Annotated in this window: 1 pseudogene; it reads left to right on the forward strand. The window is 60.5% G+C overall.

The annotated features are described in order from the left end of the window. Positions 1-339: pseudogene (locus AF337_RS44585) on the forward strand (MSMEG_0569 family flavin-dependent oxidoreductase); the annotation flags it as partial.

A 339-nucleotide genomic window follows, 5' to 3' on the forward strand; every position in this document is an offset into this window, starting at 1 on the left:
CGATTACCGAAACTCCGAGCAGCTCCCACCGGGGGCGGTCCTCGTTGTCGGTAGCGGTGCTTCTGGTTGTCAGATTGCCGATGAACTCAATGCCGATGGCCGTGTCGTGTATTTCAGCGTGAGCGCCCATCGCCGAGTACCGCGCAGATACCGTGATCGCGACAGCTTCTGGTGGTTCATGTCAATGGGCCGCTTCGATCTTCCGATCGACAGCTTTCCAGGGCGCAAGTATCCAACCACAACGGTGATCACGGGGGTTGACGGAGGGTATGACGTTGACGTGCGTCGCCTTATTCTAAAGGGGGGCGTCGCTCTCGGGCGGCTCAAGGGCGTCGCGGG

The organism is Rhizobium ecuadorense, assembly GCF_001187535.1.
GTDB lineage: Bacteria > Pseudomonadota > Alphaproteobacteria > Rhizobiales > Rhizobiaceae > Rhizobium > Rhizobium ecuadorense.